The sequence below is a fragment of the Enterobacter sp. WPR_3_1 genome (assembly GCF_003635055.1).
Classification (GTDB): domain Bacteria; phylum Pseudomonadota; class Gammaproteobacteria; order Enterobacterales; family Enterobacteriaceae; genus Enterobacter; species Enterobacter ludwigii.
The window spans coordinates 38,361-51,415 of record NZ_RBXU01000008.1; the positions used below are offsets into that span (position 1 = coordinate 38,361).

Genomic DNA, 13,055 nt, shown 5'->3' on the forward strand with positions numbered 1-13,055 from the left:
AGTTTAAGGACCCACCATGAAAAAGATTGATGCGATTATTAAACCTTTCAAACTGGATGATGTGCGTGAAGCGCTGGCGGAAGTGGGCATCACCGGGATGACAGTGACGGAAGTGAAAGGTTTTGGTCGCCAGAAGGGCCACACCGAACTTTACCGTGGCGCAGAGTACATGGTGGACTTTCTGCCAAAAGTGAAAATTGAAATCGTGGTGAGCGACGATATCGTGGATACCTGTGTGGATACCATTATCCGTACGGCGCAGACCGGCAAAATTGGCGACGGTAAAATCTTCGTCTTTGATGTGGCACGCGTGATCCGTATCCGTACCGGTGAAGAAGACGACGCCGCGATTTAATCGTCAGTACCTGATTCCTGATTCAGCCGGGTGGCGCTATGCTTACCCGGCCTGCAAAACCTCACCGGCCGGGAAAGTGTAGCGCCATCGGGCGATTACAGTACTTTATGCGGCCCGAAACATTCGTAATGAATGTTGTCTTTATTCACACCCAACTCCACCAGCTGCTTCGCGGCATACTGCATAAACGCTACCGGTCCGCAGACGTAAAACTGCATCTCCGGCGAGCTGAATGCCCCTTCGTGCTGACTCAAATTCATCAGACCTTCGCTGTCAAAGCGTGCGGCTGCACGGTCGGCATCCGTCGGCAGACGATACCAGGTATGGGCGGTAAAGCGTGGCAGACCTGAAGCCAGCGCATTCACTTCATCGGCAAACGCGTGCACTTCACCGTTCTCGGCGGCGTGGAACCAGTTTACCTGCGCGCTGTGGTTTGATTTAGCGAGGGTGTCGAGCATCGCCAGCATTGGCGTCTGGCCCACCCCGGCTGAGATCAGGGTGACCGGCGTATTCGCCTCAACCGCCATAAAGAAATCGCCCGCAGGCGCGGCCAGATGAACCACATCACCCACGTTAGCCTCGTTATGCAGCCAGTTTGATACCTGGCCGCCATCTTCGCGTTTTACGGCAATGCGATAACGTTTACCGTCTGGTTTGCGGGTCAGGGAGTACTGGCGAATCTCCTGGTGTGGGAAACCTTCAGGCTTCAGCCACACGCCCAAATACTGCCCCGGCTGATAATCAGCGACCGGCTTGCCATCCACCGGCTCGAACTCAAAACTGGTGATGAGCTGGCTGCGCGGCGTTTTCTCGACGATGCGGAAAGCGCGGGTACCTTCCCAGCCGCCTGTCTTACTGGCGTTTTCGCTGTAGATCTGTGCTTCACGATTAATGAACACATTTGCCAGCACGCCGTAGGCTTTTCCCCACGCGTCCAGCACCTCCTGACCCGGGCTAAACATCTCATCCAGTGTGGCCAGCAGATGGCCGCCGACGATGTTGTACTGCTCGGGTTTGATCTGGAAGCTGGTGTGCTTCTGCGCAATTTTTTCCACGGCAGGCAGCAACGCCGCCAGGTTTTCGATATTACTGGCGTAGGCTGCGATGGCGTTGAACAGGGCTTCGCGCTGATCGCCGTTACGCTGGTTGCTCATGTTGAAAATCTCTTTCAACTCCGGGTTATGCGTAAACATACGATCGTAGAAATGGGCGGTGAGTTTCGGGCCGGTTTCGACCAGCAGGGGAATAGTGGCTTTAACTGTGGCGATGGTTTGAGCGTCGAGCATAGCAGCGTCCTTCAGTGGTGTTTTTAATGATGTATTTTAAATGCATCTTATAAAAAATACCCCTGCGTTGTAAATGGTTCTTTGCAACGTGAAAAATATGCATCACAAACCTGAAAAGAAATCCGTTGAAAATGATGAGGGCTTTATTCCTCAAACCCTTGCGTGGCGGGTAGGAAAACGTTTGCGTAAAATCGTTTGTCAAGACCTGTTATCACAGAACTAATCAGTTATACTGTTGCCCGTCGTCCAACAGGACTGCCTTTTCAGGCCAAAATTTTATTGTTAGCTGAGTCAGGAGATGCGGATGTTAAAGCGTGAAATGAACATTGCCGATTATGATGCCGAACTGTGGCAGGCTATGGAGCAGGAAAAAGTACGTCAGGAAGAGCACATCGAACTGATCGCCTCCGAAAACTACACCAGCCCGCGCGTAATGCAGGCGCAGGGTTCTCAGCTGACCAACAAATACGCTGAAGGTTACCCGGGCAAACGCTACTACGGCGGTTGCGAGTACGTTGACATCGTTGAGCAACTGGCCATCGATCGCGCTAAAGAACTGTTTGGCGCCGACTACGCTAACGTACAGCCGCACTCTGGCTCTCAGGCTAACTTCGCGGTCTACACCGCGCTGCTGCAACCGGGCGATACCGTTCTGGGTATGAACCTGGCGCAAGGCGGCCACCTGACTCACGGCTCTCCGGTTAACTTCTCTGGCAAACTGTACAACATCATTCCTTACGGCATTGATGAGTCCGGTAAAATTGACTACGAAGACATGGCGAAGCAGGCGCAGACCCACAAACCGAAGATGATTATCGGCGGTTTCTCTGCTTACTCCGGTATCGTTGACTGGGCAAAAATGCGTGAAATCGCAGACAGCATCGGTGCTTACCTGTTCGTTGACATGGCGCACGTTGCCGGCCTGATTGCTGCAGGCGTTTATCCGAACCCGGTTCCGCATGCTCACGTTGTAACCACCACCACGCACAAAACCCTGGCGGGCCCACGCGGTGGCTTGATCCTGGCAAAAGGTGGCGACGAAGAGCTGTACAAAAAGCTGAACTCTGCCGTATTCCCAAGCGCGCAGGGCGGCCCACTGATGCACGTTATCGCGGCGAAAGCGGTGGCGCTGAAAGAAGCGATGGAGCCAGAGTTTAAAGTTTACCAGCAGCAGGTTGCTAAAAACGCCAAAGCGATGGTGGACGTCTTCCTGAACCGCGGTTACAAAGTGGTTTCCGGTGGTACTGAGAACCACCTGTTCCTGCTGGACCTGGTTGATAAAAACCTGACCGGTAAAGAAGCTGACGCTGCCCTTGGCCGTGCCAACATCACCGTGAACAAAAACAGCGTGCCAAACGATCCGAAGAGCCCGTTCGTGACCTCCGGTATCCGTATCGGTTCTCCGGCTGTTACTCGCCGCGGCTTTAAAGAAGCGGAAGTGAAAGAGCTGGCAGGCTGGATGTGTGACGTTCTGGACAATATCAATGACGAAGCGGTTATCGAGCGCGTTAAAGGTAAAGTTCTGGAAATCTGCGCACGCTTCCCGGTATACGCATAATCTTTCTGTTTTGCAGAAATAAAAAAGGCCGCAATCGCGGCCTTTTTTTATGGGTTAACGCCGGTCAAGGGAGAGGGCTCCCGGTCCCACTATCGCCAGTAAAATAAACGCTCCGGCAATACTGATATTCTTGTAGAAGTTAATCATATTCGGCATGACGGCATCACCGGTCATATCCCAGTAGTGGTGGCCGATAATCGCGGTACCCAGCGTGTAAAATACAAAGAGTACGGCAACAGGGCGGGTGAAAAAGCCCAGCACGATCAGGATGGCGGCAGGCACCTCCATTACCACCGCAATAATGGCCGCCAGCATGGGCATGGGTGTACCCAGCGACGTCATATATTGTACGGTCCCGCTAAACCCCGTCAGTTTTGGATAGCCGAAGATAATAAACAGTACGACAAGCGCGATACGACCTATTAACAGCAACAGGTGACGTGCCTGGCCGAAATCTAAATAGCGAAGTGAGTTCATGGCAGAAATACCTCTGCAAGTGGAGTAATTTAAACGTAATACACATTTTCATTCCCTGCCATAAGTCAGATGACTGCACAATATGTTAAATTTTCGTTAATTTATAGCAGGCTATCTACTTGCTTAATTTTTGTATTCTCGCCAGACTATGGCCTCCATTTCGGGAGGGATTCATGGTCTTGCATTCCACGCGCTGGCTGGCGCTCAGTTATTTCACCTATTTCTTTAGCTACGGTATTTTTCTGCCTTTCTGGAGCGTCTGGCTCAAGGGGATCGGCCTGACGCCCGAGACCATAGGTATCCTGCTTGGCGCTGGTCTGGTGGCACGTTTCCTGGGAAGCCTGCTGATCGCACCGCGCGTCAGCGATCCCTCCTTGCTGATTAAGGCGGTACGCATTCTGGCGCTGTTGACGCTGGTCTTTGTCGCCTGTTTCTGGGTGAGCCACCAGTTTGCATGGCTGATGGTGGTGATGGTCGGTTTTAACCTCTTTTTCTCGCCGCTGGTTCCGCTGACGGATGCCCTGGCAAACACCTGGCAAAAACAGATAACGATGGATTATGGCCGCGTGCGGCTGTGGGGCTCAATTGCCTTTGTCATCGGCTCTGCACTGGTAGGTAAACTGGTTAGCCTTTACGATTACCGTGCGATCCTTGCGCTGCTGAGTATCGGTATTGCCTCCATGCTGCTGGGGATGCTGTTGCGTCCATCGGTAATGCCGCAAGGTGAGAGCCGTCATCAGGAAAGCGCCGGCTGGCCGGCCTGGCGAAGCCTGGTGGCACAAAGCTGGCGTTTCCTGGCCTGCGTCTGTCTGCTGCAGGGCGCGCACGCGGCGTACTATGGTTTCAGCGCCATCTACTGGCAGGGGGCAGGATACTCCGCATCTGCAGTGGGTTACCTGTGGTCGCTCGGTGTGGTCGCTGAAGTGATTATCTTCGCGCTGAGCAAAAAGCTGTTCCGGCGCTTCGGCGCGCGCGATCTGCTCCTGCTTTCTGCAGTCTGTGGCGTCGTACGGTGGGGCATTATGGGCTGGACGACGGAACTGCCGTGGCTGATCGTGGCGCAAATTCTGCACTGCGGCACCTTCACGGTATGTCACCTGGCGGCCATGCGCTATATCGCCGCGCGTGAAGGCGGGGATGTCATTCGGTTGCAGTCGGTTTATTCGGCAGTGGCGATGGGCGGCAGCATTGCGGTGATGACGGTCTTTGCGGGCTTCCTTTACCAGCATCTGGGACACGGGGTCTTCTGGGTCATGGCGCTTGTCGCCCTACCGGCGATGTTCGTTCGTCCTAAAGTCGCCGCGCGCGTCTAGCTACGATTCCAGCATGGCGCGAATATGTTCTTGCTGCTGCGTGTTCAGCGTCTCAACGGCGTGGATCAGCGGTGGTGAGAACAGGGGCAGGGCGGTCGGATAAGGGGTGATGACCAGCGCCGCTTCGCGCGGTGCCCCCTCTTTCTGATAGGCCTGCAGCGTCTGATATCGAATGTTGAGCGGCAGCAACGTCAATTCGCGCAGTTGCTGCTCTATCACGTCCTCACAGGATTTATCCTCTCCCGTCAATAACACCACCTGCTTCTCATGCAGATCGGTCTCCTGCATCAGCCAGGCGCCGAAAATGACCGCCACCAGGCTCATCTCTTCATCAGAAAAACGCAGCCCGAATTCCGCTTCCAGCTCAAACAACGCCTCTTTGGTGGTGCGTAACAGGCGGGGGTAGAGACGATGGATCTCTTCCGGCAGGCTATTGTCGATGCCTATCTCAAACAGCGAACGGTCCAGCGCCTGGGCCAGATGAATATAAAGCTGATCGGTCAGCCCCTGTTCATCGCTGAAGTTCATCCCGGTTTGCGCCCGAAAACGGGCGACCATGCGCACAATTGCCCGGCGCAGACGCTGATCCTGCTGATGCTTATCAAGCACAGGGTCAGGAGTGCGCAGCATCATAAACAGCAGCGCGAGAAAAAGTTGTTCATCGCTGTGGGTCCCTTGTGGCACACGGCGTTTCCAGTGACGAACAATCTCCTGAGCGGTGAAATATTCCCCTCTTGATTGCGTCCAGTTACGCTGCACCGATGAAAACTGCGGGGTATTCCCCAGATGATGCTGCATCAGGCAATACTGCAGATAGAGCTGCAAAAACTGTACGTCCCGGCAATCAAACGGGCGCTGAAGCTTGCGCGAGCAGAAGCTGATCAACGCCCGCAGGTTGGTATCGTCATAGAGAGGCCGGGCAATGCCCTGCTGTTTAAGCGCGGTTTTCAGCGCGGGGGTAAACTGATGCGAAACGAATTGCGGACACAGCCGCATAGCCCTGCGCAGCCAGTGCAACAGGCATAAACGTTGATTCAGGGCTGAGCCTTCAATCCGGTAGCTGCCGTCATGGTACGTGACGATGTCGAGCCGGTGATAGCGCTGGATTTCATCGCGCGTCTCGGCTATATCTTGCCGTGCCATAGCGTCGTCCACGCCATTGGCAGCGATAATGCTCTGTGCGGTAACGGCAGCATCGGGCAGGTAAAGCATTAAAAGCACCTGGCAGCGGCGCTGCGAACTGGAAAGCACAGATGGAATTTCAAGCGTCGTCATCATCTGTCGGGTATCCAGTGGGAATGTTTGATAAGAATAGCTAAAGGATGGGCGCTGAAAAGCGCGCCGGCAGGCCTTTCACTCAGGATTGCTGGCGAACATCACAGAATTTATGACGTGAGGAATTGATGCAAACAGTTAAACAAAGCGCAATGGCGTTATTTTTGACGGTGATCCCCTTTGCTGTCGTCGCGCATCCTCACAGTTTTATCAGCCTGAAAACCGAGCTGGTAACGGACGGAACGCAGCTCAGTGGCCTGAAAATGCGCTGGACGATGGATGAGATCACCTCGGCTGACCTGCTGTACGATGCCGGGAATGCAAAACCCGGGGATGAAATCTGGAAAAAGCTGGCGGCGGAAGTGATGGCCAACGTGCTTGGTCAGCACTATTTCACCGAGTTCTGGCACAACGGACAAAAGGTGAAATTTATGAATCGGCCGACGGAATATGGCATGACCCGCGACGGACATCAGGCGGTACTGACGTTTGTCCTGCCGCTGGCGCATCCGCAGCCGCTGGCTGGGCAGACCTATACGTTTTCCACCTTTGATCCCACTTACTATGTCGATATGCATTACGCAGAGGAGAGTGATGTGACGCTACCGGCAGCCCTGCAAAAAACCTGCAAGATGGCAATGCACACGCCAAAACCGAGCGAAGAGACGCTCAATTTTGCGGTCTCTCTCGATAAAGAAGATGCCCCACCCGAAGACATGGAGCTGGGTAAACAGTTCGCACAGCAGGTGACGTTGCAATGTCAGTGATCGCATCTTCGGCACGAAAATCACGCCGCTGGCTTCATCTCTGGCCGCTGGCGCTCTTTTTGCTGCTGGCCGTGTGCGGCGCGTTGTGGCTATGGCACGCCTGGCCGCAGGTGATGATGAAAAGCATTGTCTGGCAGCGCGAGGTCAACCAGCAGATGAGCGGCTTACTGAAGGCGGTGGCGGAGAACCCGACGAAGGCAGGCGGTTCTCTTCTGGCCTTCAGCTTTCTCTACGGTGTCCTGCATGCGCTGGGGCCGGGACACGGCAAAATCGTGATCGCGACCTGGCTTGCGACCCATCCGTCCAGGCTCAAATCAAGCATTGGGTTGACCCTCGCATCTTCGCTGCTTCAGGGCGGCGTGGCGATTGCGCTGGTGGTGGTCGTCCTGTCGTTATTACGCCTTCCTGCTCGTCAGCTGCATATCAGCAGTTTCTGGCTGGAGAAGGGCAGTTACGCGCTGGTCGGTGTGCTGGGTCTGCTCCTGTGCTGGCGGGCACTGAAAAAACTGCGGGCTTTGCTGCACAAACCCCAGTTCAGGGCTTTCGCGCCGCACCATGAACACACTGCGAACTGCGGCTGTGGACATCAGCATCTGCCGACGCAGGCGCAGCTGAAGAACGGTGATGACTGGCGAGCGCGGCTGATGGTTGTGCTCTCAATGGGCATGCGTCCGTGTTCAGGGGCAATCATGGTGCTGTTGTTCAGTAAGGTGATGGGTGTATTTGGCTGGGGAATGCTCTCGGCATTGGCCATGGCGGCCGGGACGTCACTCACGATTTCGTCACTGGCACTGCTGGTGCACAGTTTCCGTCAACTGGCGGTCAAACTCAGCGGCAATAAAACGCTGGTGCTGTGGCGGCAGGTCGGATGGACAACGCTCGCGCTGGCGGGCGGGATGATTCTGCTGGTGGCTGCGGTAACGATGTGGATGAGTGCGGTGCCGGTGGGAAGGGGATTAAGGCCGTTTTAGTCAGGTACAGCATGGTGCCCTTTCCCGGCGGGAGAGGGCACCGCAGGCTGGATTAACGCTTCAGCGCGTCGCTCAGCTCATCACGCATGTTTGCCAGCATGGCTTTAACAACACGTGGGTTACCTGCAACGATGTTGCCGGTCGTCAGATGGTTGTGGCCGCCGGTGAAATCGCAAACAATGGCGCCTGATTCACGCGCGATCAGCTCGCCCGCTGCAAAATCCCACGGCTTCAGTGACAGCTCAAAGTAACCGTCAACGCGACCGGTAGCCACATAGGCCAGGTCCAGCGCGGCAGAACCGGTGCGACGGAAGTCCGCGCATTCGGTGAACAGTTTGCCCAGAATATTCATGTAAGTGGTTGCGTGCTGCTTCGCCTTGAACGGGAAGCCGGTTGCCAGAATGGTACCGTCGAGGTCGCGTGCATTGCTGCAGCGCAGACGGTAGCCGTTCAGCTGCGCGCCCTGACCGCGGGTTGCGGTGAACAGTTCGTTACGCATTGGATCGTAAACCACGGCGACTTCAGTACGGCCTTTAATGCGTACTGCGATAGACACGGAGAAGTGTGGCAGACGTTTGACGAAGTTGGTGGTGCCATCCAGTGGATCGATAACCCATTGAACATCCTGATCGGTACCTTCAAGTTCACCGCTTTCTTCGGTGATGATGGTGTGCTGCGGGTAAGATTTGCGGATGGTATCGATAATAATCGCTTCAGCGGCTTTATCGACGTTGGTTACGAAATCATTGCTGCCTTTCTGGCTGGTTTCAACAGAATCTGGCGTTTCGTAGTGTTTGGCAATTACATTACCCGCCTTGCGCGCTGCGCGCACGGCGATGGTCAGCATCGGATGCATCGGTCTCTCTCACTGGATGTTAAAGAACGGGAAAATCGGCGCAGAGTATAGCAGCGAGATCGGAATATGTCTCTCGTTTATGATAATATGGCCGAATATTCTTCAGACACAGAATCCAGACATTAAAACTATGCTGCAAAACATTCGAATCGTGCTGGTCGAGACATCGCACACTGGCAATATGGGCTCCGTAGCCCGCGCTATGAAAACCATGGGCTTAACGAACCTGTGGCTGGTTAACCCACTGGTGAAACCCGACTCACAGGCTATCGCTCTGGCTGCGGGTGCCAGCGATGTCATTGGTAACGCGCAGATCGTGGATACCCTGGACGAAGCCCTGGCAGGGTGCAGTCTGGTGGTCGGGACCAGCGCCCGCTCCCGTACACTGCCGTGGCCGATGCTGGATCCGCGTGAATGCGGTCTGAAAAGCGTCTCTGAAGCCGAACAGGCTCCTGTAGCGCTGGTGTTTGGCCGTGAACGCGTGGGCCTGACCAACGATGAACTGCAGAAGTGCCATTACCACGTGGCCATTGCCGCTAACCCGGAATACAGCTCCCTGAACCTGGCAATGGCCGTTCAGGTGATTGCCTATGAAGTGCGTATGGCGTGGCTGGCGACGCAGGAAAAAGCAACGGCAGAGCCGCAGGAAGAGGCCGTCTACCCGCTGGTGGACGATCTGGAGCGCTTCTATGGTCACCTGGAGCAGACCCTGCTCTCTACCGGTTTCATCCGTGAAGGTCACCCGGGGCAGGTAATGAACAAGCTGCGCCGCCTGTTTACCCGTGCACGTCCGGAAAGCCAGGAACTGAACATTCTGCGCGGGATTCTGGCGTCGATTGAGCAAAAGAATAAAGAGTAGTGCCCATCCTGGTGATACGGCACGGAAGGTTAAATACCTGACTAAAACAGTCAAGTAAATAGTTGACCATTTTAGTCAGGAATGTCAGACTTGGCCCTGCTATGCAATACCCCCATTTTACTATAAAAAACCCCGGGCAGGGGCGAGTTTGAGGTTAAGTAAGACATGAGACTGACATCTAAAGGGCGTTATGCCGTGACCGCGATGCTGGACGTTGCGCTCAACTCCGAAGCGGGCCCGGTTCCGTTGGCTGATATTTCTGAACGACAAGGGATCTCCCTCTCCTATCTGGAGCAGCTGTTCTCCAGACTGCGTAAAAATGGACTGGTTTCCAGCGTTCGTGGCCCAGGCGGCGGTTATCTGCTGGGTAAAGACGCGGGCAGTATTGCAGTTGGCGAAGTGATCAGTGCCGTTGACGAATCCGTTGATGCGACCCGTTGCCAGGGTAAAGGCGGCTGCCAGGGCGGCGATAAGTGCCTGACCCACGCGCTGTGGCGCGACCTGAGCGATCGTCTGACCGGCTTCCTGAACAACATCACCTTAGGTGAACTGGTAAATAACCAGGAAGTTCTGGATGTCTCTGGCCGTCAGCACAGCCAGGACTCCCAACGCAGCACCCGCGGGCAGGACGCGATCGACGTCAAATTACGCGCGTAATAAAAAGATAAGTATTTCAGAATCAGGCCGGAGCGTTCGCTCGCTCCGTGTACTCGGTCGTACATCCAGCCGGTTGCCTGATTCCTTGCATTGAAGCGATGTACGGAGTTTATAGAGCAATGAAATTACCGATTTATCTCGACTACTCCGCAACCACGCCGGTGGACCCGCGTGTTGCCGAGAAAATGATGCAGTGTCTGACCCTGGACGGAAACTTTGGTAACCCAGCTTCCCGTTCACACCGTTTTGGCTGGCATGCTGAAGAGGCGGTAGATATCGCCCGTAATCAGATTGCTGACCTGGTGGGGGCCGACCCGCGTGAGATTGTATTCACCTCCGGTGCGACCGAATCCGATAACCTGGCGATCAAAGGTGCGGCCAACTTTTATCAGAAAAAAGGCAAGCACATCATCACCAGCAAAACCGAACACAAAGCCGTGCTGGACACCTGCCGTCAGCTCGAGCGTGAAGGTTTCGACGTGACTTACCTGGCACCACAGAGCAACGGTATCATCGACCTGAAAGAGCTCGAAGCGGCCATGCGTGATGACACCATTCTGGTCTCCATCATGCACGTAAACAACGAAATCGGCGTTGTGCAAGATATCGCGACCATCGGCGAAATGTGCCGTGCGCGCGGCATCATCTACCATGTGGACGCCACCCAGAGCGTGGGCAAACTGCCTATCGATCTGAGCCAGCTGAAAGTGGACCTGATGTCCTTCTCCGGCCACAAAATCTATGGCCCGAAAGGTATTGGTGCACTGTACGTTCGTCGTAAACCGCGTATCCGCATCGAAGCACAGATGCACGGTGGCGGTCACGAGCGCGGTATGCGTTCCGGTACGCTGCCTGTTCACCAGATCGTGGGTATGGGCGAAGCTTACCGTATTGCGAAAGAAGAGATGGAAACCGAGATGGCGCGCCTGCGCACGCTGCGTAACCGTCTGTGGGATGGCGTGAAAGATATGGAAGAAGTGTATCTGAACGGCGATCTCGAACAGGGCGCACCAAACATTCTCAACGTCAGCTTCAACTATGTTGAAGGTGAATCGCTGATTATGGCGCTGAAAGACCTGGCGGTTTCTTCCGGTTCTGCCTGTACGTCTGCAAGCCTGGAGCCATCCTACGTGCTGCGCGCACTGGGCATGACTGACGAGCTGGCACACAGCTCTATCCGTTTCTCTTTAGGTCGTTTCACTACCGAAGAAGAGATTGACTACACCATCAAGCTGGTTCGCAACTCCATCGGTCGTCTGCGTGACCTTTCTCCACTGTGGGAAATGTTCAAGCAGGGCGTGGATCTGAACAGCATTGAATGGTCACATCACTAATCGGTACATAAGGAGAATTCAACATGGCATATAGCGAAAAAGTTATTGATCATTACGAGAACCCGCGCAACGTTGGCTCTTTTGACAACAGCGACGAAAGCGTAGGTAGCGGTATGGTCGGTGCGCCAGCGTGTGGCGACGTGATGAAGCTGCAGATTAAAGTCAACAATGAAGGTATCATTGAAGACGCGCGCTTCAAGACCTACGGCTGCGGTTCTGCTATCGCCTCCAGCTCCCTGGTCACCGAATGGGTGAAGGGCAAGTCTCTGGACGAAGCACAGGCAATCAAGAACACGGATATTGCTGAAGAACTCGAACTGCCACCCGTGAAAATTCACTGTTCTATCCTGGCAGAAGACGCGATCAAAGCCGCCATTGCGGATTACAAAAGCAAACGTGAAGCAAAATAATTGAGGTTTGAGTATGTCGATTACCCTTAGCGACAGCGCTGCCGCGCGAGTAAGCTCTTTTCTGGCGAACCGTGGTAAAGGCTTTGGCCTGCGACTGGGCGTACGTACCTCCGGCTGTTCTGGTATGGCTTACGTACTGGAGTTTGTTGACGAACCGGCGTCTGATGACACCGTGTTTGAAGACAAGGGCGTGAAGGTGGTGGTCGATGGCAAAAGCCTGCAATTCCTCAATGGCACTCAGCTGGACTTTGTAAAAGAAGGCCTGAACGAAGGGTTCAAATTCACGAACCCGAACGTCAAAGACGAGTGTGGTTGCGGCGAAAGCTTCCACGTTTAACCGCGCGTCATACGAAACCCCACCGCAGGACTCCTGTGCGTGGGGTTTGTTCTAACAGGCTACCCCTGAGATTGTTATGGATTACTTCACTCTCTTCGGACTACCCGCTCAATACCCGATTGATCTCCAGGCGCTGACGATCCGCTTCCAGGATCTGCAGCGTCAGTATCATCCGGATAAATTCGCCAGTGGTACTCAGTCAGAGCAATTGGCTGCGGTATCGCAATCTGCGACCATCAATCAGGCCTGGCAGACGCTGCGCCATCCACTGTCTCGCGCTGAGTATCTGCTCTCGCTTCATGGCTTTGATCTGGCGAGTGAACAGCACACCGTGCGTGATACGGCGTTTTTGATGGAACAGCTGGAACTGCGTGAAGAGCTGGATGAGATTGAACAGGCCAAAGATGAAGCGCGTCTGGAAAGCTTCATCAAGCGCGTAAAAGGCATGTTCGATACCCGCCATCAACTGATGGTGGAGCAACTGAACAACGAGACCTGGGATGTGGCGGCAGACACTGTGCGCAAACTCCGTTTTCTCGATAAACTGCGAAGCAGTGCTGAACAACTCGAAGAAAAGCTGCTCGATTTTTAATTTCGGAA

General features: G+C 54.5%; 15 protein-coding genes. 11 read left to right on the plus strand and 4 right to left on the minus strand.

The features are described 5' to 3' along the window. Positions 1 to 16 precede the first annotated feature (16 nt). Complete coding sequence (gene glnB / locus BJ887_RS01985; RefSeq protein WP_003860685.1) at positions 17 to 355, plus strand: nitrogen regulatory protein P-II; 339 nt, start codon at positions 17 to 19, stop codon at positions 353 to 355. 95 nt (positions 356 to 450) lie between these two features. Here glnB and hmpA read toward each other — a convergent pair whose 3' ends face one another. After that, complete coding sequence (gene hmpA, locus BJ887_RS01990; RefSeq protein ID WP_121339134.1) at positions 451 to 1,641, minus strand: NO-inducible flavohemoprotein; 1,191 nt, start codon at positions 1,639 to 1,641, stop codon at positions 451 to 453. Between the two features lie 304 nt (positions 1,642 to 1,945). Between hmpA and glyA the strand changes: the two genes are divergently transcribed. Next, positions 1,946 to 3,199 (plus strand): serine hydroxymethyltransferase, encoded by a 1,254-nt coding sequence (glyA, locus tag BJ887_RS02000; protein WP_040018155.1) that lies wholly within the window; start codon positions 1,946 to 1,948, stop codon positions 3,197 to 3,199. Between the two features lie 54 nt (positions 3,200 to 3,253). Here the strand turns inward: glyA and BJ887_RS02005 are convergent, their stop codons facing one another. Further along, positions 3,254 to 3,676 (minus strand): DoxX family protein, encoded by a 423-nt coding sequence (locus BJ887_RS02005; RefSeq protein WP_014171191.1) that lies wholly within the window; start codon positions 3,674 to 3,676, stop codon positions 3,254 to 3,256. A 173-nt stretch (positions 3,677 to 3,849) separates the two neighbouring features. Between BJ887_RS02005 and BJ887_RS02010 the strand changes: the two genes are divergently transcribed. Next, complete coding sequence (locus tag BJ887_RS02010) at positions 3,850 to 4,989, plus strand: 3-phenylpropionate MFS transporter (protein WP_040018154.1); 1,140 nt, start codon at positions 3,850 to 3,852, stop codon at positions 4,987 to 4,989. On the opposite strand, the gene csiE is transcribed toward BJ887_RS02010, so the two are convergent. Next, entirely contained in the window at positions 4,990 to 6,267 is a 1,278-nt protein-coding gene (csiE, locus tag BJ887_RS02015; protein WP_014171189.1) for a stationary phase inducible protein CsiE, read from the minus strand. It abuts the gene before it with no gap. A gap of 125 nt (positions 6,268 to 6,392) precedes the next feature. Between csiE and BJ887_RS02020 the strand changes: the two genes are divergently transcribed. Then, positions 6,393 to 7,031: a DUF1007 family protein gene (locus tag BJ887_RS02020; protein WP_047743086.1), complete on the plus strand. Its 639-nt coding sequence runs from the start codon at positions 6,393 to 6,395 to the stop codon at positions 7,029 to 7,031. Further along, a complete protein-coding gene (locus tag BJ887_RS02025) occupies positions 7,022 to 8,002 on the plus strand; it encodes a nickel/cobalt transporter (protein ID WP_121339135.1) in 981 nt (326 codons plus the stop codon). Before BJ887_RS02020 ends, BJ887_RS02025 begins: the two co-directional genes overlap by 10 nt. Positions 8,003 to 8,054: 52 nt before the next feature. Here BJ887_RS02025 and suhB read toward each other — a convergent pair whose 3' ends face one another. Further along, positions 8,055 to 8,858 (minus strand): inositol-1-monophosphatase, encoded by an 804-nt coding sequence (gene suhB, locus BJ887_RS02030; protein WP_020883019.1) that lies wholly within the window; start codon positions 8,856 to 8,858, stop codon positions 8,055 to 8,057. A 130-nt stretch (positions 8,859 to 8,988) separates the two neighbouring features. Between suhB and trmJ the strand changes: the two genes are divergently transcribed. The 6 genes from trmJ to hscB all read left to right on the plus strand — a co-directional run bounded on the left by trmJ (position 8,989) and on the right by hscB (position 13,047). Next, the gene (gene trmJ / locus BJ887_RS02035) at positions 8,989 to 9,717 is read left to right on the plus strand and encodes a tRNA (cytosine(32)/uridine(32)-2'-O)-methyltransferase TrmJ (RefSeq protein ID WP_032669904.1); all 729 of its coding nucleotides are present in this window, start codon (positions 8,989 to 8,991) and stop codon (positions 9,715 to 9,717) included. Positions 9,718 to 9,882: 165 nt separating this feature from the next. Then, entirely contained in the window at positions 9,883 to 10,374 is a 492-nt protein-coding gene (gene iscR / locus BJ887_RS02040; protein WP_020883021.1) for a Fe-S cluster assembly transcriptional regulator IscR, read from the plus strand. A gap of 119 nt (positions 10,375 to 10,493) precedes the next feature. Continuing rightward, positions 10,494 to 11,708: a cysteine desulfurase gene (gene iscS, locus BJ887_RS02045; RefSeq protein WP_020883022.1), complete on the plus strand. Its 1,215-nt coding sequence runs from the start codon at positions 10,494 to 10,496 to the stop codon at positions 11,706 to 11,708. Between the two features lie 23 nt (positions 11,709 to 11,731). Beyond that, positions 11,732 to 12,118 carry a Fe-S cluster assembly scaffold IscU gene (gene iscU, locus BJ887_RS02050; RefSeq protein WP_003860661.1) on the plus strand — a complete coding sequence of 129 codons (387 nt, stop codon included), beginning with the start codon at positions 11,732 to 11,734 and terminating at the stop codon, positions 12,116 to 12,118. Between the two features lie 13 nt (positions 12,119 to 12,131). Beyond that, positions 12,132 to 12,455, plus strand: a complete 324-nt coding sequence (gene iscA, locus BJ887_RS02055; RefSeq protein ID WP_003860659.1) for an iron-sulfur cluster assembly protein IscA — start codon at positions 12,132 to 12,134, stop codon at positions 12,453 to 12,455. Positions 12,456 to 12,531: 76 nt separating this feature from the next. Continuing rightward, positions 12,532 to 13,047 carry a co-chaperone HscB gene (gene hscB, locus BJ887_RS02060; RefSeq protein WP_014171181.1) on the plus strand — a complete coding sequence of 172 codons (516 nt, stop codon included), beginning with the start codon at positions 12,532 to 12,534 and terminating at the stop codon, positions 13,045 to 13,047. Positions 13,048 to 13,055 lie beyond the last annotated feature (8 nt).